Raw genomic sequence first — 18,419 nt, forward strand, 5'->3', positions numbered from 1 at the left:
GCCACCCCGCCGGGCGGCACGGGAAAGCGTCAGAGGTTCTTCAGCATGCGGGTGTTGCCGAGGGTGTTCGGCTTGACCCGGGCGAGGTCGAGGAACTCTGCGACCCCTTCGTCCGACGAGCGGACGAGTTCGGCGTAGACGTCCGGTGAGACGACGCTCTCGCCGATCTCCAGGTACCCGTGCTTCGCGAAGAAGTCGACCTCGAAGGTCAGGCAGAAGATCCGGGCGACGCCGAGTTCGCGGGCGTCGTGCTCGAGCGCCTCGAGCATCCTGTGCCCGACGCGCTTGTGGATCCACTGCTCGTCGAGGGCGAGGGTGCGCACCTCGGCGATGTCGTCCCAGAAGACAGCGAGCGCGCCGCACCCGATGGGGGTGCCGTCCGGCCCTTCGGCGATCCGGAACTGCTGGATCGAGCCGTACAGGGCGACGTTCTCCTTGCCGAGCAGGATGCGCCGGTCGACGTAGGGGGCGATGAGCCGCTGGATGTGCGGGACGTCCGAGGCGAGCGCCGGACGCACGAGGATCCCGTGGTCGTCGCGCTCGTGGAACGCGTGCTTGCCGTGCTCTGTCATCCGCCTCACACTACCGGGGTCGCAGGGGGACAGCGCTGCTGAGTGCCGCCCAGGTCGATCGGCCTACCGTCCGGTGCATGCCTCAGATCATCGAAACCGTCGACGTCAACGTCCCCGTCCGCCAGGCCTACGACCAGTGGACCCGTTTCGAGGAGTTCCCGCACTTCCTCGACGAGGTCGAGAAGATCGTCCAGGTCGACGACAAGACCACCGACTGGACCGTGAAGATCGCCGGTCAGGAGCGCGAGTTCCGGGCCCTCATCACGGAGCAGCACCCCGACGAGCGTGTCGCCTGGACCGTGAAGGACGGCGAGACCGACCACGCGGGGGTCGTCACCTTCCACAAGCTCTCCGACGCCGAGACCCGCGTCACCGTGCAGATCGACTGGGAGCCCTCCGGCATCCTCGAGAAGCTCGGCTCCGCCGTGGGCGTCGGCGGCCACGCCGTCAAGAAGGACCTGCAGAACTACAAGGAGCGCGTCGAGAACGCACCGACCCCGCGGGGCTGGCGCGGCGACGTGCAGGCGTAGTCCGCACCACACGACGGAGGGGTGGCGCGGTGCCAGCTGGCACCGCGCCTCCCGTTCGTTCGTCCCCCGTTCGGCATCCCCCCATCGAAATGCCGACCTGACGAGCGAGCGCGAGCCTGGCAGAGTGGTGACACCGGCCGACGCGCTGGATCAGTTTTATCATGTCTGAGACAGATGTGAGAGTGGGGACACGTGATCGAGTACAACGACGACGACGCACACCGTCGGGAACTGTCGCGCAAACTGCAGCTCCTGATGGACGTCGTCGAGGCCAACTTGGGCCAGCGGCCCCCGTACAAGGAGATCGCCGCCGAGATCGAGGCGCAGGGTGCGTCGATGAGTCGACCGCGCTGGGGCTACATGCTCGGCGGCAACGGTCCGGCCGTCCGCGACCAGCGACTCCTGGCGGCCCTGGCGACCTACTTCGGCGTCCCGGCGGAGTACCTGACCGACGCGGCCGGCAACACCGACGTGCCGGAGCGGGTGCAGGCGCAGCTGGAGCTCGTGCTCGAACTCCGCAAGCGCGAGGTCGTAGCGTTCGCCACCCGGCGTCTGGGCGAGTTCGCCTCGGCGGACGAGATCCGCGACTTCACCGACCACCTGCGTCGCCTGGACGAGTCGGGCGGCACCCCGTGAGCGGGTACCGCGACCGCTTCGACGCGCTGCGTCGGCAGACCGAGGCCCGTCGCCGCGTGCAGCGCCTCGGGCTCCCCCGTCGGCTGTCCCTGCCGGAGCTGACCTCCCGCGCCGAGGCGGCGCTCGGCAAGCCGATCCACGTGCGCACCACGGAGCTGCCGGGCGACCTGTCCGCGCGGCTCATCCAGCGCACCGACCACGCCCTGCTCGAGACCCGCCCCGGGCTGTCCGAGCGCTCCCGGGTGGCGTGCGTGCTGCACGAGCTCGCCCACGTGTTCATGGACGACACCGGCTGCGACCACCAGGCGTACACGGGACTGCTCAGCGGCCGGACGGCGTTCACCCGGTCGTTGGACACCCCGCACGAGCAGGCCGTCGAGCTCGTCGCCGACCAGCTCGCGCTGCGGATCGGGCTGCTCGACCCCGAGGGCCAGCCCGGGATCTTCCGGTGACGCGGTGACGTTGCACGTCTGGGGGTCGATCCCGGTCTGGCTGATCCTGGCGGTGCTGGTCGCCCGGCTGCTCCTGGTGCGCACCCAGTCGGCCAGCGTCACCTGGCTGATGGTCTGCTGCAGCTGCGTCGCCGTCGGGCTCACGATCAACCAGCCCGACGTCACGACGTTCCTCGCCGGTGTGACGCACGTGCCCAACATCGCCGACCTGCTCGGCCGCTGCCTGATGGTGTGCGGCATGTTCGCCCTCGCGCAGTCGGTCGAGGCCGCCGCACGCTCCGCCAAGCTCCTGCGCGCCAGCCGCATCATCGGCTGCGTGCTCGTGCTCGTCGCCCTGGTCGTGCTGTTCAGCTTCATCGACGCACCGACGCCCACGGCGCAGTTCATGGTGGCCTACGGCGACCAGCTACCGACCGCGCTCTACTCGGCGGTCGAGATGACCTACATCGCCATCGTGATCGCCCGGTCGGCCGTCGCCGTGCTGCGCGGATTCCGGAGCGGCGACGGGCTCGGCCGCCTGTACTGGCTCTTCGTCGTCGGTGCCGCCGGCCTCGTGCTGCTCGCCGGCATCGCGATCGCCCTCGACGCCGTGCACGTCGCCGGCGCGGACAGTGCGGTCGGGGTCCTGTCGAAGCTCTACACCCCGGTGTTCCTCGGCTCGATGGTCCTGCTCGCGATCGGCGCGGCCGGTGGCGTCCTGCCCGACGCCGCACGGGAGTTCCGCGACTGGCGGGCCGCCCGACGCCGGTTCCACGTGCTCGAACCGGAACTCCGGCGGCTCGAGACGGCATCGGGCAACACCGGGCTCTACTTCACGATCGTGTGGCAGCGTCGCCAGTGGCGGAGTCGGCAGCACCGACTGTCCGTCGAGATCGAAGACCGCGCGCGCGAGGCCGGGCAGGACGTTCCGGCCGCTGCGACGCTCACCACGGCACGACTCAGGGAGATCACATGACCGGCGCACGCATCACGGCACTCGGCACCGCGGCAGGAGCGGTCGGCACGCTCGGACTCGGCGCCTTCGTCGCACGGCGGCTGCTGTTCCCGACGCCGTACACGGCGACCGCCACGGTCCGCAGCGCCACGGACACCGAGGTCGAGCTGACCGCCACCCGCGACACCCGCCTGCCGGGCACCTACGACCTGCAGCGCGACGACACCCGGGTGCAGGTCGGCGCGATCACCACCGCGAGCACGGAGACCGGGACCGGCAGCGACGGCGACACCGTGCGCCGCAGCGTCACCGCCCCCGTGGCGACCGGTGCGTGGGGCTGGGACGCCCTGCGGTACGACGGACCGGACGACGTCCCCGGCACCGAGCCCGAGGCCGCCACGACCCACGTGGTCCACGTGCACGGGCAGTCCCTCGGCCCGCGCCAGGTCCTGCGCGGTGTCGGGGTCTGGCGTGCGCTCGGCGCCTCGTCCGAGGTCGTCGACACCACCGACCTGCCGCTCCGCTCCCTCGACGCCGGCGCAGCGGACCGCATCGTCGCCGCCGTCCGCGCCGCCCGGGCCCGTGGTGCTCAGCGCGTCGTGCTGCAGGGCTGGTCCGCCGGCGCACTCGCCTGCTCCGTCGCAGCCGCACGTGTCGACGTCGACGGCATCGTGGCGGTCTCACCCCTGCTCGACGTCGCCTCAGCACTCCGCGGGGCCGTCCGCGGCGCGCACCTGCCCGCGTTCGTCGGCACCGTCGCCGCACGCATCGCGACCACGAACGTGCTGTCACGCCTCGCCGGGGCCCCGACTCCCGTGACGACCACCACGTGGCAGGACTCGTCGACGCCGACGCTGCTGATCCACTCCGAGGCCGACGCCCTGGTCGCGGCCGACGACGTCGCCGCCGTCGCCGCGCGGCAGGGCGCCACCACGGTCGCGTTCCGCACGGCGCCGCACACGCTCGAGTGGAACGAGGACCCGGAGCGCTGGGAGCGCGCCGTCCGCGACTTCGCCGCACAGCTGCCCGACGCCGCCTGACGCCGCGGACACCCGTCCGCACGAATAGGCACCACCCCCCGGACGTGCAACGGCCCCGGTCTGCGGACAGACCGGGGCCGGCTGCGTCTCGATCCGTTGGGGGGAACCGATCGAGCGCGACGCGCGAGGAGTTGGGGGGAACGTCTCGCGCGTTGTCATCACAGTACCCCCGGACGGGGGTCCGTGGCCGGAAGGACGCGCAGATCGGCGATGCGGGATCTGAACGCGACCCGAGAACGGACAGGAGGCCCGGTGCCAGCTGGCACCGAGCCTCCTGTCCGTGGGGTGTCAGGTCCTAGGACTCGATCTCGCCCTGGGGCGTGTCGGTCGCGGCCTCGACCGCGGCTGCACCGGCGAGGACCTCTTCGCGGCCCGGCTGACGCCCGGTCTCGAAGTGGAACGCACCGTCGACGAAGTCGACCTTCACGTGGTCGCCGGCGTTGAGCTCACCCTGCAGGATGTGCTCGGACAGCTGGTCCTCGACCTCGTGCTGCATCGCGCGACGCAGGGGACGAGCACCGAGGGACGGGTCGAACCCGACCTTGATGAGCTGCTCCTTGGCCGGCAGCGTGAGCTCGACGGTCATGTCGCGGTCGAGCAGGCGGTCGGCCAGGCGCTTCACGAACAGGTCCACGATCTGCAGCAGCTCGGGCTGCGACAGCTGCGGGAACACGATCGTGTCGTCGACACGGTTCAGGAACTCGGGCTTGAAGTGCTTCTTGAGCTCCTCGTTGACCTTGCCGCGCATGCGGTCGTAGCCGACGGCCGAGTCACCCTCGACCTGGAAGCCCACCGGGCCACCGGCGATGCCCTGCGAACCGAGGTTCGTGGTCATGATGATGACGGTGTTCTTGAAGTCGACCACGCGGCCCTGACCGTCGGTGAGACGGCCTTCCTCGAGCACCTGCAGCAGCGAGTTGAAGATGTCCGGGTGGGCCTTCTCGATCTCGTCGAACAGGACCACCGAGAACGGCTTGCGGCGCACCTTCTCGGTGAGCTGGCCGCCCTCCTCGAACCCGACGAACCCGGGAGGGGCACCGAACAGGCGGGACACGGTGTGCTTCTCACCGAACTCCGACATGTCGAGGGAGATCAGCGCACCCTCGTCGTCGAACAGGAACTCGGCGAGGGCCTTGGCGAGCTCGGTCTTCCCGACGCCCGTGGGGCCGGCGAAGATGAACGAGCCGGAGGGACGGTTCGGGTCCTTCAGGCCGGCACGGGTACGGCGGATGGTCTTGGACAGGGCCGAGATGGCCTCTTCCTGACCGATGACGCGCTCGTGCAGTGCCTTCTCCATGAAGACGAGACGCGAGGTCTCCTCTTCGGTGAGCTTGAACACCGGGATGCCCGTGGCCTGGGCCAGGACCTCGGCGATGATGCCCTCGTCGACGGTGCCGGACGCGGCGACGTCACCCGCACGCCACTGCTTCTCGAGGCGGAGACGCTCGCCGAGGAGCTTCTTCTCCTCGTCACGCAGGCTCGCGGCCTTCTCGAAGTCCTGCTCCTCGATGGCGGCTTCCTTCGACCCGCGGACCGTCGAGATCTTCTCGTCGAACTCGCGGAGCTCCGGCGGCGCCGACAGGATCGACAGACGCAGGCGAGCGCCGGCCTCGTCGATCAGGTCGATGGCCTTGTCCGGCAGGAAGCGGTCCTGCACGTAGCGGTCCGCCAGGTTCGCCGCGGCGACGATCGCACCGTCGGTGATGGACACCTTGTGGAACGCCTCGTACTTGTCGCGAAGACCCTTGAGGATGTTGATCGCGTGGGGCAGCGACGGCTCGTTGACCTGCACCGGCTGGAAGCGACGCTCGAGTGCGGCGTCCTTCTCGAAGTGCTTGCGGTACTCGTCGAGCGTGGTGGCACCGATGGTCTGGAGCTCACCGCGGGCGAGGAGCGGCTTGAGGATCGAGGCCGCGTCGATCGCACCCTCGGCTGCACCGGCACCGACGAGCGTGTGGATCTCGTCGATGAAGACGATGATGTCGCCGCGGGTGCGGATCTCCTTCGTGACCTTCTTCAGGCGCTCCTCGAAGTCACCGCGGTAACGGGACCCGGCGATGAGCGACCCGAGGTCGAGCGAGTAGAGCTGCTTGTCCTTCAGCGTCTCGGGCACGTCGCCCTTGACGATCGCCTGGGCGAGGCCCTCGACCACGGCGGTCTTGCCGACGCCGGGCTCACCGATCAGGACGGGGTTGTTCTTGGAGCGGCGGGAGAGGATCTGCATGACCCGCTCCATCTCCTTCTCGCGCCCGATGACGGGGTCGAGCTTGCCGTCACGCGCGGCCTGGGTGAGGTTCCGACCGAACTGGTCGAGGACCTGCGAACCCTGCTGCGCGTTCTGCTGCTGCTCGCCGCCGACGGCGACCGCTTCCTTGCCCTGGTAGCCGGACAGGAGCTGGATGACCTGCTGGCGCACCCGGTTCAGGTCGGCGCCGAGCTTCACGAGGACCTGGGCTGCGACACCCTCGCCCTCGCGGATCAGGCCGAGCAGGATGTGCTCCGTGCCGATGTAGTTGTGGCCGAGCTGCAGCGCCTCGCGCAGGGACAGCTCGAGCACCTTCTTGGCGCGCGGCGTGAACGGGATGTGCCCGGTCGGCTGCTGCTGGCCCTGCCCGATGATGTCCTGGACCTGCTCGCGCACGGCGTCGAGCGAGATGCCCAGCGACTCCAGCGCCTTGGCGGCGACGCCCTCGCCCTCGTGGATGAGGCCGAGGAGGATGTGCTCGGTGCCGATGTAGTTGTGGTTGAGCATCTTCGCTTCTTCTTGAGCGAGGACGACAACACGACGGGCCCGGTCGGTGAATCTCTCGAACATGTGCTCTCCCTTGGCCCCTGATGAGCGGAGCCGACGCTGTGCCGGTCTCGTGTGAGTCCGGCCAAGTACTTCGAGAGTAACCAGCGCTCCCCCCGGGGGCTGCCCCTGTTCGCCGTGGGCGTGACCAGGGTGCGTCTTGTGCGCAGTGAGCGAACGACGAGACGGACTGGAGGGCCGTGGCGGGATCGCCACGGGCCTCCGGTCCGCTTGTCGGTCGCGCTGGGTCAGGAGCGCCGCACCGCGCGACGCAGGTCACGTCGGAAGCGGCGGGCGTCGACGCCGAGGGCGTCGAGGACGTCGTGCCCGGATCCGGCGAGCGGATCGTCGACCGAGTCGAGCACGGCGAGGACGACGTGCGGCGGTCGGATGCGCTCCGAACGGCCGGCGATCGTCGCGGCCCGGGCGAGCACGCGCATCGCAGCCGGCGTGCACGCGACGCGGTCGTGTTCGCCGGGGCAGGTGCTGTGTGCGCCGACGAAGGCGCGGATGCCGGAGTGGACGGTGTCCGGGGTGATCCGGTGGGCGTCGAGGACGGGCCGGAAGCGGGGCATGCCGGCGCAGAGCGTGACGGCTGCCAGCAGCAGGTGTTCGGCGTCGACGAAGCCGAAACCGGACTCGTGGGATTCGAGGTCGGCGAGCAGCACGATCTCGCGGCCGTGCCGGACGGAAGGGAGGGCGACGGAGAGTTGAGCGGTCTGCATGTATTCAGAATATCGCATACCTCTGCGAACGACCAGCCCGCATCGGAGGTCCGCTCGGTACGATCCGCTCATGGAGCAGCCCGTCGTCGGCCTCGTCGTCCACCCGACCAAGAACGTGCAGGAGTCCGTGACGACCCTGCAGCGCTGGAACGCGTCCGGCCAGGGCGAGCTGCTCGCCCGGCGCGCGGACGCCCAGCGCATCGGCGGCGGGGTCGACGTGGTCGACGACGACGACTTCACCGACCGCGTCGACCTGGTCGTGGCCCTCGGCGGCGACGGCACCATGCTCGGCGCGATGCGGCTCGTGGCGAAGCGCCCGGTGCCCGTCCTCGGCGTGAACTACGGCAACGTCGGGTTCCTGGTCGAGATCGAGCCGCCCGAGCTCGAGAGCGCGCTGGAACGGCTGTCCGCCGGCGAGTACCAGCTCGAGCCGCACCACGCGCTCGAGGCCCGGTTGTCCTGGGGCGGCGCCCGCACCGACTACCTGGCCTTCAACGACCTGACCATCGTGCGACGGCCCGGTGCCGGGCAGGTGTCGGCCGACCTCAGCGTCGGGGGCCTCGGGTACGGGTACTACCGGGCCGACGCCATCGTGGCCGCGACCCCGGCCGGCTCCACCGCGTACAACTACGCCGCCGGTGGGCCGGTGCTCTCCCCCGCGCTGTCCGGCTCCGTGGTGACGCCGGTCGCGCCGATGGCCGGGATCGACCGCTCCGTGGTGCTCGCCGCGCGGGAGCGCTACCGGTTCGACATCGCCGAGGGCACCAGGAGCGCAGCGCTCGAGGTCGACGGGCTCGTGGTCGGCGAGGTCGCCACCGGGGCGCAGATCGACATGCGGCTCCGCAAGGACGCCGGCAGCGTGGTGCGCCTGGACGCCGAGCGGCACGGGCGGACCGGGCGCGTGAAGCTCAGCCTGCTCGACCTGCCGGTGCGGCCCGACCAGCTGGTCGAGCTCATCCCGAGCGACCTGCGGCAGAAGCTCCGGCGCGAGATCGACGACTGACGCCGCGTCGGCGCCGGCCCTGGCCCCGGTCCGGACCCCGGTCCTGGCCCCGGGGACGTGAATGGCCCGCTCGAGCAGTGCTCGAGCGGGCCGTCCCATCACCCCACCGGATCGTCTTCCCACAGAACGACCCGGTTTCCCCGCGCCGGCACGGGTGAACGCGCCGGCCGAAGTCCACTGACCTAGTCGGTCAGGTACAGCTGCATGTCCTGCGAGACCGCCTTGGCGAACAGACGCAGCTTCGCGCGCGACTCCACCCGGCTGACGGCCTGACGGGTCGTGTGGACGATCTTCGAGATCTCGTCGAGGGTCATCGGCTTGTCGTCGTCCAGGCCGTAGCGCATGCGGATGACGTTCGCCTCGTCGCTGGGCAGCTCGGCGACGATGGAGCGGATGTCGCGGTGCAGCAGCGTCGTCTCGGTGAGCTCGTTCGGGCTCGCGGCGTCCTCGTCCTCGATGAAGTCACCGAGCTCGCTGTCGTCGGAGTCGCCGACCACGGTGTGGATCGAGACCGGCTCGTGCGAGCGGCCCTTGAGGTCGACGAGTTCCTCGACGCTCATGCTCAGCTCGGCGGCGACCTCCTCCGGCATCGGCGCACGGCCGAGGTCGACGGTCAGGTCACGCTCGGTGCGCGAGATCTTGTTGATGAGCTCGACGGTGTGCACCGGGATGCGGATCGTGCGTGCCTTGTCGGCGAGACCACGCGAGATGGCCTGGCGGATCCACCAGGTGGCGTAGGTCGAGAACTTGTAGCCCTGCGTGAAGTCGAACTTCTCGACCGCACGGACCAGGCCGAGGTTGCCTTCCTGGATGACGTCCATGAAGGGCAGGCCACGCTGCGAGTACCGCTTGGCGATGCTCACGACGAGGCGGAGGTTCGAGGTGATCATGCGCTCCTTGGCGCGCTCACCGTCACGGACGAGCCAGCGGAGTTCACGCTGCAGGGTCTTCGCGAGACCCTTCTCGGTGGCGAGCTTCTCTTCGGCGAAGAGCCCGACCTCGATGCGGCGTGCGATCTGCGCTTCTTCCTCGGCGGTGAGGAGCGAGAGACGGCCGATGTGACGGAGGTAGTCGCCGACCTGGTCGACCGAGGCACCGCGGACACCGGCGAGCTGCTCGTCGGCCTCGACCTCGGTGTCGAGGGAGGTGGTGGCGGACTCGGCGGTCGCGGTCTTCGATGCCGATGCCTTCTTGGTGGCGGTGCGGCGGGTGGTGCTGGGTGCAGCCGTTGCGATCGTCATGGTGTTTCTCCCTGCGTTCGACGGTGATGGCTTCGTGGGGCGTTGCCGGGGGGTGCTGATGAGTAAAGCGGCCCGGAGGTGTACCCCACAAATCGTTCGGAGCGATTCTCAGGGTTCTCCGTGCTTCGTCATCGAAAGCGTCCCCCGCGGGGTACAGCCCACCGCCAGTCTGGTCCCCCAATCGGCCCTGGATCAAGCGGATAACGCCGTGTTTCCGGCGTTGCAGGCGTGTTTCGCCAGCGTTTCCGATCGTGTACCCCAGGCGACTGCGTACTCCGGACATGCAAAAGGGGTACGTCCGACCGGATCAGTGCGATCTGGTCGTCGTACCCCGAATACCGAATGGGTGGGGGTCACCAGGAGGGTTCGAGCCACCCGTCCCGGCGCTTGGAGACCTCGAGGTCTGCGTCTCGGTCGAACTCGTCGTACTCGCTCTCGATGTCACCGACGAGGCTGCGGCCCGTGAATGGATGTGCGGTGGTTGCCATGCGGACGATGCTCACCCCGGCACGCGTCGGCGAGGTGAACGGTGCGTGACGGTCCGTCGGCGCTCAGACGTCGAGGTCGTCGACGTCGCCCTCGTCGTCGAGGGGTCCGCCGTCGGCTCCGCGGTCGGTTCGATCGGCACCGTCGGGCAGGCCGGACGTGCCGGACACCGGGTGCCCGAAGGCGTCCTCCACGTCGAGGTCGTCGAGGTCCTCGACGGGTTCCGGGAAGGTCGGCATGCGCGACAGCGTCACACCGCGCGGTGAACGCCGGGTGAAGTCAGCGCAAGGACGTTCGCGCCGGACAGCGCGCGGTGCAGGGTGCTGCGGCTGCGACTACTCGGCTGACGTCGGAGCCGGTGCGGGGCGACCGTGCTCACGCTCGAAGCGGGCGCGCTCTTCGGCCTCGACCTTGGCGTACGCGGCACGCTCGGTCCGGTCGGCACGCATGATCGCGCGCATCACGAACCAGAAGATCAGGCCGACGACGATGGTCGGCGTCAGGGCGAAGACGATCCCGCTTACGACTCCTTCAGGCACCCGAGCATCGTACCCCGGTGGACCGGGAGCTATTTGACCAGCGGGAACAGGATCGTCTCGCGGATGCCCAGGCCCGTGATGGCCATGAGCAGGCGGTCGATCCCCATGCCCATGCCGCCCGACGGGGGCATCGCGTGCTCCAGGGCCCGCAGGAAGTCCTCGTCGACACGCATCGCCTCGAGGTCACCGCCGGCCGCGAGCTTCGCCTGCTCGACGAACCGCTCCCGCTGCACGACCGGGTCGACGAGCTCGGAGTACGCCGTGCCGAGCTCGAAGCCGCGGACGTACAGGTCCCACTTCTCGACGACGCCCGGACGGGTTCGGTGCTGCCGGGTGAGCGGCGAGGTGTCGACCGGGAAGTTCATCACGAAGGTCGGGCGGTCGAGCGAGTCGATGACGAAGTGCTCCCAGAGCTCCTCGACGTACTTGCCGTGCGTGGCGTGGGCGACTTCGACGCCCTCGGCCTCGGCGAGCGCCTGCAGCTCGGACAGGGGGGTCTCCGGGGTGATCTCGCGCCCCGCGGCCTCGGACAGCGAGCCGTACATGTCGATGCGGGGCCACTCGCCACCCAGGTCGTAGGTGCTGCCGTCGGGCAGGGTCACCTCGAGCGCGCCACCGGTGACCGCGCGGGTCGCGTTCTGCACGAGCTCCTGCGTCAGGTCGGCCATCTGCTCGTAGTTGCCGTACGCCTGGTACGCCTCGACCATCGCGAACTCGGGAGAGTGCGACGAGTCGGCGCCCTCGTTCCGGAAGTTCCGGTTGATCTCGAACACCCGGTCGATGCCACCGACGACGGCGCGCTTCAGGAACAGCTCGGGTGCGATGCGCAGGAACAGCTCGGTGTCGAAGGCGTTCGAGTGCGTCACGAACGGTCGGGCCGAGGCGCCGCCGTGCTGGGTCTGGAGCATCGGGGTCTCGACCTCGAGGTACTCGTGCGCGGTGAAGGTCTGGCGGAGCGAGGCCATCACGGCAGCGCGAGCACGCACGGTGGCGCGGGCCTCGTCGCGGACGATGAGGTCGAGGTAGCGCTGGCGGACGCGCGTCTCCTCGTTGAGCTCGTTGTGCAGGTTCGGCAGCGGCAGGATCGCCTTCGCCGCGATCGCCCAGTCGTCGACCATGATCGACAGCTCGCCGCGGCGCGAGGAGATCACGCGGCCGTGCACGAACACGTGATCGCCCAGGTCGACGAACTCCTTCCAGCGGGCGAGGGACTCGTCGCCCACCTCGGCCAGGGAGACCATCGCCTGGATGCGCGAGCCGTCGCCCGACTGCAGGGACGCGAAGCAGAGCTTGCCGGTGTTGCGCGAGAACACCACACGACCCGCGATGCCCACGACGTCCTGGGTCTCCTCGCCGATCTCCAGGTGCGCGTACTGCTCGCGCACGGCCGGGATCGTCGTGGTGATGGGGAGCTCGGCGGGGTACGCCTCGATGCCCGACTCCAGCAGCTTCGCCCGCTTGTCGAGCCGGACCTGTCGCTGCTCGCTGGTCTCCTGCTCGGCCAGTGCGGCGGCGTCGGCGATCGCGGTGTCGGGGGTGACGGTCTCGTCGGTCATGCGGGTGCGGCTCCGATGGTCGTGGGGGTCGGGGGAAATGCTACCCGCGCCGCGGTCCCGCCCCCGATCCGTGCCCGCCCGGCCGACAGTTCTCGCCCCCTCGGCAGAACTGAGCGGTGGGTCCCGACCACCACGGGCTGCCGGGCGGCGGGGCTGCCAGGCTGCCGGAGCCGAGACCGCGGTCACAACTCCCCGCCCGCACCACGCCGACCGGTCACGATCTGTCAGCTCGAGCACGCGCAACCGACAGGTCGTGACCACTCGGGCGAACTGAGCGGGGAGTCGTGACCACCCGGAGTCGCCGAGCTCGCCGAAACAGGAGCCGAGACCGCGGTCACAACACCCCGCCCGCACCACGCCGACCGGTCACGATCTGTCAGCTCGAGCACGCGCAACCGACAGGTCGTGATCACTCGGCGGAACTGAGCGGGGAGTCGTGACCACCCGAGCGCCCGGCCCCGACTTCCGCCCGGCCCCGATCTCCGCCCCGCGCCGCGGTCCCGCCCCCGAACCGCTAGAGCGTCGACTGCCCGTCGGCGGCGGTCAGCGCGTTGTCGACGGCGGAGCGGACGAGCGCACCGAGGACACGACCCGGGTGTTCGACGCCGATGCCGGACAGGGTGCCCGCCGACTGGTCGACGATCGCGGTCGAGAAGCTCACGGCGGCCCGCACCGCATCGGCGTACGCGGGCCGGTCGCCCTCGGCCACGACGAACGGTTCGGCCCCCATCTCGACCACCAGCGCCTGCGCGATCGGCAGGACGGGCGCCGGGGCGGTCACCGCGCAGTACGCGTCGCGCAGCCGGGACAGGTCGACGCTCGTGCCCGTGAAGGCCATCGCGGGGTGGATCGCCAACGGGATCGCACCGGCTGCCATCGCCGGGGCGAGGATGCCGACGCCGTGGTCCGGACTGGTGTGCACGACGAGCTGCCCCGGCTGCCAGATCCCGGCGTCCGCCAGCCCCTGCACGAGCGAGGCGAGCTGGTCGTCCGGCACCGCGAGCAGCACGAGTTCGCTCCGCTCGACCAGGTCCGGCGTCGCGAGCACCGGGGCGCCCGGCAGCATGGCCTCGGCGCGGTCACGGCTCTCGTCGGACACGGCGGTCACCCCGACGACGGCGTGCTCCGCGTTCGCCAGGGCCGCTCCGAGGACGGGTCCGACCCGTCCGGCGCCGACGATGCCGACCCCGAGGCGCCCGGCCCTCATCGTGCGGCTCCGGTCGGGGGGACGTCGCCCCAGCCGGCGGGGACGGCACCGGGCCGGTGGTCCGCCGTCGGTCCGGCCGGGGCTCCGGACCCGGGCACGGTGTCGGCCGCAGCGTGCCTGGCGGCCGCGGGACGGGCCTCCCGTTCGCGCCAGCGGTGCGTCGTGTCGACCGCGGCCGCCTCGACGGCACGCTGCGTCGTCTCCGACCACAGGCGCTGCGCGTCACGCGCGTCGAGCGCACCGACGCGGGCCGAGACCGGACCGGCCACGGTGTGGACGTGGACGGCTGCGAGCCGCAGGGCACGCTCGAGGGGACCCTGCTCGACCTTGACGCTCTGCACCCGGGGCAGCGGCACGATGACGAGCGACCGCCACACGGCGCCGAGCCGTAGCAGCACCGCGCCCTGCACGAACCGGTAGCCGTTGCGCCGGAACGCGAACGGACGGAGCCAGGCGCCGCGTCGTGGGGAGTGCACGAAGCCGCCGCGATCGCCCGAGGTGGTGAGGCTGTCGTCGACGACGTCCACGGCTTCGGCAGCCCCTTCTCGCAGGGCTTCCTGCGACGCCTCGGGGCCGGCGACGACGGTGCCGACGAGCCCGGGCAGGATGATGTCGAGGACCTCGCGGACGTCCGCCGTGGTGCCCACGGGCAGCACGATCGAGGACACCTGCTGGTTGCTCGACGCTCCGTTGCCGGCGCTCGTCGCACGGTTGATGCGGATGTCCCACCAGCCGAACGGACGCCACAGCAGCGGCTGTGCGACGCTGACGGCGTGGATGCGGCCGGGCGGCAGCGTCTCGTTCGACGTCGAGACCAGCCCGAAGCCGATCCGGATGCCGTCGCGGGTCTCGGCGATCGTGTACTGCAGCGAACGGGAGAACTTGCGGACGTAGTAGCCACCGGCACCGAGCACGGCGGGGAACAGCCCGAACAGCACCGCGAACTCGCCGGTGAGGGCGACGCTGACGATCATGCCGGCGATGACGAGCAGCAGGAACAGCGTCGTGCCGGACAGCAGCATCGACGCGATGAGCCGACCGGGGCGCACCTTGACGATGCGGGTCGCGTGCACGGCTGCCGGGTCGAGCTCGGGCGAGAACATCTCGTCGACGCGGTCCTGCAGTGCTCCGTGCGACTGCCGCGACGGGCCACCGTGGCCGTCGTCGTCCTTCGCGCCGGACGCGAGCACCAGGATCCGCTGCCGCAGGTCGTCGGCGGCGCGGGCCCCGAGGTAGGCGAGCTGCACGTTGGCGTCGTTGCCGGCCTGCGCGATCTCGAGCTTGGCGGTGCCGAACACCCGGGGCACGAGCGGCCGCTGGATGTTGATGCCCTGGATCCGGTCGAGCCGGGCCTTGCGGTGGTTCCGGAACAGCACGCCCGAGCGCACCTCGACGATCTCGCCGGTGACGCGGAACTCGTGCATGCGCCAGGACAGGTAGAACAAGCCGATCAGCACCACGAGCAGCACCACGATGCCGAGCAGGACCCAGCCGACGACGCCGTGCTCGTACACGTACCGGACCGGGTCACCGTCCTCCTGCTGCTCGCCCGGGATGAAGAACTCGACGAGCTGGTCGCGCAGGCTGTTGAGCACGTAGCCGAGGATGACGATGAGGAAGATCCCGCCCTTGAGCAGCGGGGTGAGCGGGTGCAGGCGGTGCCACTCGCCGTCGGTCAGGGGTGCCGCGGCGGCCGCGTTGCCCCGGGTGGGCGGCGCGGGCGGAGCGGGTGGCGGGGTGCCCGGTCGGAAGGTCACGGACGACCCCTACAGACCGGCGCGACGGGACTCGGCGAGCTCGACGAGGCGGTCGCGCAGCTCGTCGGCGTCCGCTGCCGGGACACCCGGGATGCGGACGTTCGTCGCGGCCGCGGCGGTGACGAACTTCAGCTCGCTCATGCCGAGCACCCGGTCGAGCGGGCCCCGGGCGACGTCGACGAGCTGCATCCGGCCGTACGGGACCGCCGTGAACCGCTGCCACATGAGGCCACGGCGCACGACCAGGTCGTCGTCGCGGAGCGCGTAGCCGATGGCACGGACCCGTCGGGGCGTGAGCGCAGCGGTGATCGCCGTGGTGACCGCGACGACGATGCCGATGGTGAGCCACACGGTGCCGGCCCTGGAACCGAAGCCGTCGGTGACGATCCCGATGAGCACGCATCCGGCGGTGAGCACGACACCGATCACGAGCGTGGTGATGAGTTCGGTCCACACGAGCTTCGCGGACACCCGCTGCCAGGCGATCCCCCCGAGGCCGAGGCCGGGCTCGTCGAGTCGTTCACGCGGCATCGCGGGCCTCCTGGGGTTGCTCGGTCAGTTCACCGTCGTCGAACCGTTGCGGGGATCGTCACGGTCGTCGTCGTCACCCGGAGGTGCGATGCACATGCGCTCCGCCACGAGTGCGCAGACCGTCAGGACGATCCCGCCCCCGACGGCGATCACGTTCGGCAGGGTCGAGCCTAGCGAAGGCGTCGCGGAACGGGTCAGCAGGTACAGCACGAGGCCGAGGGCGAACCCGCCGAGCAGCGTGCCGCAGATGCTGGACGCCTTCGCGAGCACGACGACCCGCGTCGCGTAGAGCGGGTCGACCGGCCGCTGGCGTCCGGCGCCGTCGCGCGCGTGCCGGCGCACCGGGCGCGCCATGAGCACGACGGCGACGCCGATGAAGGCGAGCGTGATGCCGAGCGGGATCGAGAACAGGAACGTCGGTAGCTGGCGCGACGCCAGGACGGCGTCGACCGCGAAACCAGCGACCACCGTCACGACGGCGATGCTGATCAGCGTGGAGGCACGGGTGGGCTTCATGCGCTGGTCGCGCTCCCCGCCGGCCGGGAGGCCCGTGCCGGCTCCGCGAACAGGCGCGGCTCGTCGACGCGCTCGGTGTCGTCCCCCACGGCGGTGAGCAGGTCGGCCACCGGTCCGGCACCGGGCAGGACGGCCTCGGGGTCGGCGTCGAGCCACGGGGCGAGCACGAACGCGCGCTCCGCTGCCCGGGGGTGCGGCACGACCAGGGTGTCCGTGGCGATCCGCAGGTCGTCCACCGCGACGATGTCGAGGTCCAGGGTGCGGTCGCCCCACCGGACCTCGCGCGTGCGGCCGTGGGCGTCCTCGATGCCGTGCAGGGCGTCGAGGAAGGCCTGCGGCTCGAGGTCGGTGTCGACGACCACGACGGCGTTCCGGTAGCGGGGCTTCGACGTGTCGAGGCCGTCGAGGGTCACGGCGACCGACTCGACCTCGCGGCTCGAGGCCACGGGCTCGACCCCGGGCAGGGCGGCGATCGCGGTGGCGGCGGCGCGGAGCGTGCTCCCCCGGTCGCCGAGGTTCGCTCCGAGGGCGACGACGACCCGGTGGGTCATTCTTCTTCCTCGTCCGGCACCGTGGCGCCGCGGGTGCGCCGGATGGTGATCGAGACGTCGGTGAACGGCACGGTGATCGGGGCCTGCGGCTTGTGCACCGTGACCTCCGTCGCCAAGGCGGCACGGTGGGTGAGCACGGCCGCGGCGATGCGTTCGGCCAGCGTCTCGATCAGGTCGACCGGGTCGCGTTCGATCTCGGCCACGACCTGCTCGGCGAGGACGCCGTAGTGCACGGTGGCGTCGAGGTCGTCGCTGCCCGAGGCGGCACGGGCGTCGAGCTCCACGGCGACGTCGACGACGAAGTCCTGGCCGTCCTCGCGCTCGTGGTCGAAGACGCCGTGGTGTCCGCGGGCGCGGACCCCGGTGAGTCGGATGGTGTCGTTCACGATCGAGCTGCCCTCCAGGCGTCCCAGACGTCGAGCACGGCACGGGTCGGTGCCGGGTCGTGCACGCGCACACCCCACGCGCCGCGTTCGGCGGCGAGCAGGCTGATGGCGGCGGTGGCGAGGTCGCGCTCCCTGGGTGGAGCGCCCTCGGGGCTCCCGACACCGTCGAGGAACCGCTTGCGTGAGGCGGCGACGAGCACCGGCAGACCGATCGAGGCGAAGCGCTCGTAGCCGGCCAGGATCTCCCAGTTCTGCACGCCGTGCTTGGCGAAGCCGAGGCCCGGGTCGATCACGACCTGCTCCTGCCGGACACCGAGCACGATGAGTTCGGCGACCCGGAGTTCGACCTCGCGCCGGACCTCTTCGACCGCGTGGGTGTACTCGGCGTTGCGGTACATCCGGTCGCTGTGGCCGCGCCAGTGCATGACGACGAAGCCGACCCCCGTCGACGCCACGACCCGGGCCATGTCCGGGTCGGCGAGCCCGCCCGAGACGTCGTTGACGATGGCGGCACCGAGGTCGACGGCACGTTCGGCCGTCGCGGCGTTCATGGTGTCGACGCTGACCGGGATCCCTTCGGCCACGAGCTGCTGCACGACCGGCAGCACACGTTCCTGCTCGACCGGCACGGGCACGCGTTCGGAACCGGGGCGGGTGGACTCCCCGCCGACGTCGATGACGTCCGCACCGGCCGCGACGAGGTCACGTGCGTGCTGCACGGCGGCGTCGTAGGCCTGGTGCAGCCCGCCGTCGCTGAACGAGTCGGGGGTGACGTTGAGGATGCCGAGCACCCGGGTGCGTTCCTCGGCCGGGCCACCGCGGTCACGGCGACGGCCGGTCACGACCTCCGGCACCGGCTGGGGTGCACGGAGGTCGATCGCGACCGTCGCCGGTTCGGCGGCGGCGGCGCGGGCACGACTCACCTCGGCGAGTCGACGCTCTCGTCGCGTCGGCAGCTCGGTCATG

The 18,419-nt window shown here is 70.9% G+C and carries 21 protein-coding genes; 6 read left to right on the plus strand and 15 right to left on the minus strand.

What is annotated here, in order from left to right:
* Positions 1 to 29 precede the first annotated feature (29 nt).
* The gene (locus HQQ79_RS02975; protein ID WP_071245253.1) at positions 30 to 572 is read right to left on the minus strand and encodes an amino-acid N-acetyltransferase; all 543 of its coding nucleotides are present in this window, start codon (positions 570 to 572) and stop codon (positions 30 to 32) included.
* 77 nt (positions 573 to 649) lie between these two features.
* Here HQQ79_RS02975 and HQQ79_RS02980 point away from each other — a divergent pair, with 77 nt between their 5' ends.
* From HQQ79_RS02980 to HQQ79_RS03000, 5 genes are all read left to right on the plus strand, one after another.
* Positions 650 to 1,102 (plus strand): SRPBCC family protein, encoded by a 453-nt coding sequence (locus HQQ79_RS02980; RefSeq protein ID WP_173032450.1) that lies wholly within the window; start codon positions 650 to 652, stop codon positions 1,100 to 1,102.
* A gap of 192 nt (positions 1,103 to 1,294) precedes the next feature.
* Positions 1,295 to 1,738 (plus strand): hypothetical protein, encoded by a 444-nt coding sequence (locus HQQ79_RS02985; RefSeq protein WP_173032451.1) that lies wholly within the window; start codon positions 1,295 to 1,297, stop codon positions 1,736 to 1,738.
* Complete coding sequence (locus tag HQQ79_RS02990) at positions 1,735 to 2,190, plus strand: hypothetical protein (protein WP_027467071.1); 456 nt, start codon at positions 1,735 to 1,737, stop codon at positions 2,188 to 2,190. The genes HQQ79_RS02985 and HQQ79_RS02990 overlap by 4 nt, the downstream gene beginning before the upstream one ends.
* 4 nt (positions 2,191 to 2,194) lie before the next feature.
* Entirely contained in the window at positions 2,195 to 3,145 is a 951-nt protein-coding gene (locus HQQ79_RS02995; RefSeq protein WP_173032452.1) for a hypothetical protein, read from the plus strand.
* Positions 3,142 to 4,164, plus strand: a complete 1,023-nt coding sequence (locus HQQ79_RS03000) for a hypothetical protein (RefSeq protein ID WP_173032453.1) — start codon at positions 3,142 to 3,144, stop codon at positions 4,162 to 4,164. Before HQQ79_RS02995 ends, HQQ79_RS03000 begins: the two co-directional genes overlap by 4 nt.
* Positions 4,165 to 4,459: 295 nt before the next feature.
* Here the strand turns inward: HQQ79_RS03000 and HQQ79_RS03005 are convergent, their stop codons facing one another.
* Together HQQ79_RS03005 and HQQ79_RS03010 are read right to left on the minus strand one after the other, a co-directional pair.
* Positions 4,460 to 6,979, minus strand: a complete 2,520-nt coding sequence (locus HQQ79_RS03005; protein ID WP_027467068.1) for an ATP-dependent Clp protease ATP-binding subunit — start codon at positions 6,977 to 6,979, stop codon at positions 4,460 to 4,462.
* Positions 6,980 to 7,203: 224 nt separating this feature from the next.
* The gene (locus tag HQQ79_RS03010) at positions 7,204 to 7,680 is read right to left on the minus strand and encodes a Clp protease N-terminal domain-containing protein (RefSeq protein WP_173032454.1); all 477 of its coding nucleotides are present in this window, start codon (positions 7,678 to 7,680) and stop codon (positions 7,204 to 7,206) included.
* A gap of 70 nt (positions 7,681 to 7,750) precedes the next feature.
* Between HQQ79_RS03010 and HQQ79_RS03015 the strand changes: the two genes are divergently transcribed.
* Entirely contained in the window at positions 7,751 to 8,683 is a 933-nt protein-coding gene (locus HQQ79_RS03015) for an NAD(+)/NADH kinase (protein WP_027467066.1), read from the plus strand.
* Between the two features lie 182 nt (positions 8,684 to 8,865).
* Here the strand turns inward: HQQ79_RS03015 and HQQ79_RS03020 are convergent, their stop codons facing one another.
* The 12 genes from HQQ79_RS03020 to folP all read right to left on the minus strand — a co-directional run bounded on the left by HQQ79_RS03020 (position 8,866) and on the right by folP (position 18,418).
* Positions 8,866 to 9,924 carry a sigma-70 family RNA polymerase sigma factor gene (locus HQQ79_RS03020; RefSeq protein WP_035809350.1) on the minus strand — a complete coding sequence of 353 codons (1,059 nt, stop codon included), beginning with the start codon at positions 9,922 to 9,924 and terminating at the stop codon, positions 8,866 to 8,868.
* 353 nt (positions 9,925 to 10,277) lie between these two features.
* Positions 10,278 to 10,412 (minus strand): hypothetical protein, encoded by a 135-nt coding sequence (locus HQQ79_RS18875; protein ID WP_258320880.1) that lies wholly within the window; start codon positions 10,410 to 10,412, stop codon positions 10,278 to 10,280.
* Between the two features lie 63 nt (positions 10,413 to 10,475).
* A complete protein-coding gene (locus HQQ79_RS03025; RefSeq protein ID WP_173032455.1) occupies positions 10,476 to 10,649 on the minus strand; it encodes a hypothetical protein in 174 nt (57 codons plus the stop codon).
* A 96-nt stretch (positions 10,650 to 10,745) separates the two neighbouring features.
* Positions 10,746 to 10,949: a hypothetical protein gene (locus HQQ79_RS03030; RefSeq protein ID WP_071245264.1), complete on the minus strand. Its 204-nt coding sequence runs from the start codon at positions 10,947 to 10,949 to the stop codon at positions 10,746 to 10,748.
* 29 nt (positions 10,950 to 10,978) lie between these two features.
* Positions 10,979 to 12,505: a lysine--tRNA ligase gene (gene lysS, locus HQQ79_RS03035; protein ID WP_173032456.1), complete on the minus strand. Its 1,527-nt coding sequence runs from the start codon at positions 12,503 to 12,505 to the stop codon at positions 10,979 to 10,981.
* 514 nt (positions 12,506 to 13,019) lie between these two features.
* The gene (locus HQQ79_RS03040; RefSeq protein WP_035809347.1) at positions 13,020 to 13,712 is read right to left on the minus strand and encodes a Rossmann-like and DUF2520 domain-containing protein; all 693 of its coding nucleotides are present in this window, start codon (positions 13,710 to 13,712) and stop codon (positions 13,020 to 13,022) included.
* A complete protein-coding gene (locus HQQ79_RS03045; RefSeq protein WP_173032457.1) occupies positions 13,709 to 15,469 on the minus strand; it encodes a PH domain-containing protein in 1,761 nt (586 codons plus the stop codon). Before HQQ79_RS03045 ends, HQQ79_RS03040 begins: the two co-directional genes overlap by 4 nt.
* A gap of 9 nt (positions 15,470 to 15,478) precedes the next feature.
* Entirely contained in the window at positions 15,479 to 16,000 is a 522-nt protein-coding gene (locus tag HQQ79_RS03050) for a PH domain-containing protein (RefSeq protein ID WP_173032458.1), read from the minus strand.
* 24 nt (positions 16,001 to 16,024) lie between these two features.
* Entirely contained in the window at positions 16,025 to 16,516 is a 492-nt protein-coding gene (locus HQQ79_RS03055) for a DUF3180 domain-containing protein (protein WP_027467060.1), read from the minus strand.
* The gene (gene folK / locus HQQ79_RS03060; protein ID WP_111057561.1) at positions 16,513 to 17,067 is read right to left on the minus strand and encodes a 2-amino-4-hydroxy-6-hydroxymethyldihydropteridine diphosphokinase; all 555 of its coding nucleotides are present in this window, start codon (positions 17,065 to 17,067) and stop codon (positions 16,513 to 16,515) included. Before folK ends, HQQ79_RS03055 begins: the two co-directional genes overlap by 4 nt.
* A complete protein-coding gene (folB, locus tag HQQ79_RS03065) occupies positions 17,064 to 17,453 on the minus strand; it encodes a dihydroneopterin aldolase (protein WP_027467059.1) in 390 nt (129 codons plus the stop codon). Before folB ends, folK begins: the two co-directional genes overlap by 4 nt.
* On the minus strand, positions 17,450 to 18,418 hold the full coding sequence (gene folP, locus HQQ79_RS03070) for a dihydropteroate synthase (protein WP_173032459.1): 969 nt from the start codon (positions 18,416 to 18,418) through the stop codon (positions 17,450 to 17,452). The genes folB and folP overlap by 4 nt, the downstream gene beginning before the upstream one ends.
* Position 18,419 lies beyond the last annotated feature (1 nt).

The organism is Curtobacterium sp. VKM Ac-2852, from assembly GCF_013205045.1.
GTDB lineage: Bacteria > Actinomycetota > Actinomycetes > Actinomycetales > Microbacteriaceae > Curtobacterium > Curtobacterium flaccumfaciens.

What these genes read in the sequence shown, in the direction of transcription:
- HQQ79_RS02975 (WP_071245253.1), bottom strand. Translation starts at nt 572, where the DNA reads ATGACAGAGCACGGCAAGCACGCGTTCCACGAGCGCGACGACCACGGG.
- HQQ79_RS02980 (WP_173032450.1), top strand. Translation starts at nt 650, where the DNA reads ATGCCTCAGATCATCGAAACCGTCGACGTCAACGTCCCCGTCCGCCAG.
- HQQ79_RS03000 (WP_173032453.1), top strand. Translation starts at nt 3,142, where the DNA reads ATGACCGGCGCACGCATCACGGCACTCGGCACCGCGGCAGGAGCGGTC.
- HQQ79_RS03005 (WP_027467068.1), bottom strand. Translation starts at nt 6,979, where the DNA reads ATGTTCGAGAGATTCACCGACCGGGCCCGTCGTGTTGTCGTCCTCGCT.
- HQQ79_RS03010 (WP_173032454.1), bottom strand. Translation starts at nt 7,680, where the DNA reads ATGCAGACCGCTCAACTCTCCGTCGCCCTCCCTTCCGTCCGGCACGGC.
- HQQ79_RS03015 (WP_027467066.1), top strand. Translation starts at nt 7,751, where the DNA reads ATGGAGCAGCCCGTCGTCGGCCTCGTCGTCCACCCGACCAAGAACGTG.
- HQQ79_RS03020 (WP_035809350.1), bottom strand. Translation starts at nt 9,924, where the DNA reads ATGACGATCGCAACGGCTGCACCCAGCACCACCCGCCGCACCGCCACC.
- HQQ79_RS18875 (WP_258320880.1), bottom strand. Translation starts at nt 10,412, where the DNA reads ATGGCAACCACCGCACATCCATTCACGGGCCGCAGCCTCGTCGGTGAC.
- HQQ79_RS03025 (WP_173032455.1), bottom strand. Translation starts at nt 10,649, where the DNA reads ATGCCGACCTTCCCGGAACCCGTCGAGGACCTCGACGACCTCGACGTG.
- lysS (WP_173032456.1), bottom strand. Translation starts at nt 12,505, where the DNA reads ATGACCGACGAGACCGTCACCCCCGACACCGCGATCGCCGACGCCGCC.
- HQQ79_RS03040 (WP_035809347.1), bottom strand. Translation starts at nt 13,712, where the DNA reads ATGAGGGCCGGGCGCCTCGGGGTCGGCATCGTCGGCGCCGGACGGGTC.
- HQQ79_RS03050 (WP_173032458.1), bottom strand. Translation starts at nt 16,000, where the DNA reads ATGCCGCGTGAACGACTCGACGAGCCCGGCCTCGGCCTCGGGGGGATC.
- HQQ79_RS03055 (WP_027467060.1), bottom strand. Translation starts at nt 16,516, where the DNA reads ATGAAGCCCACCCGTGCCTCCACGCTGATCAGCATCGCCGTCGTGACG.
- folK (WP_111057561.1), bottom strand. Translation starts at nt 17,067, where the DNA reads ATGACCCACCGGGTCGTCGTCGCCCTCGGAGCGAACCTCGGCGACCGG.
- folP (WP_173032459.1), bottom strand. Translation starts at nt 18,418, where the DNA reads ATGACCGAGCTGCCGACGCGACGAGAGCGTCGACTCGCCGAGGTGAGT.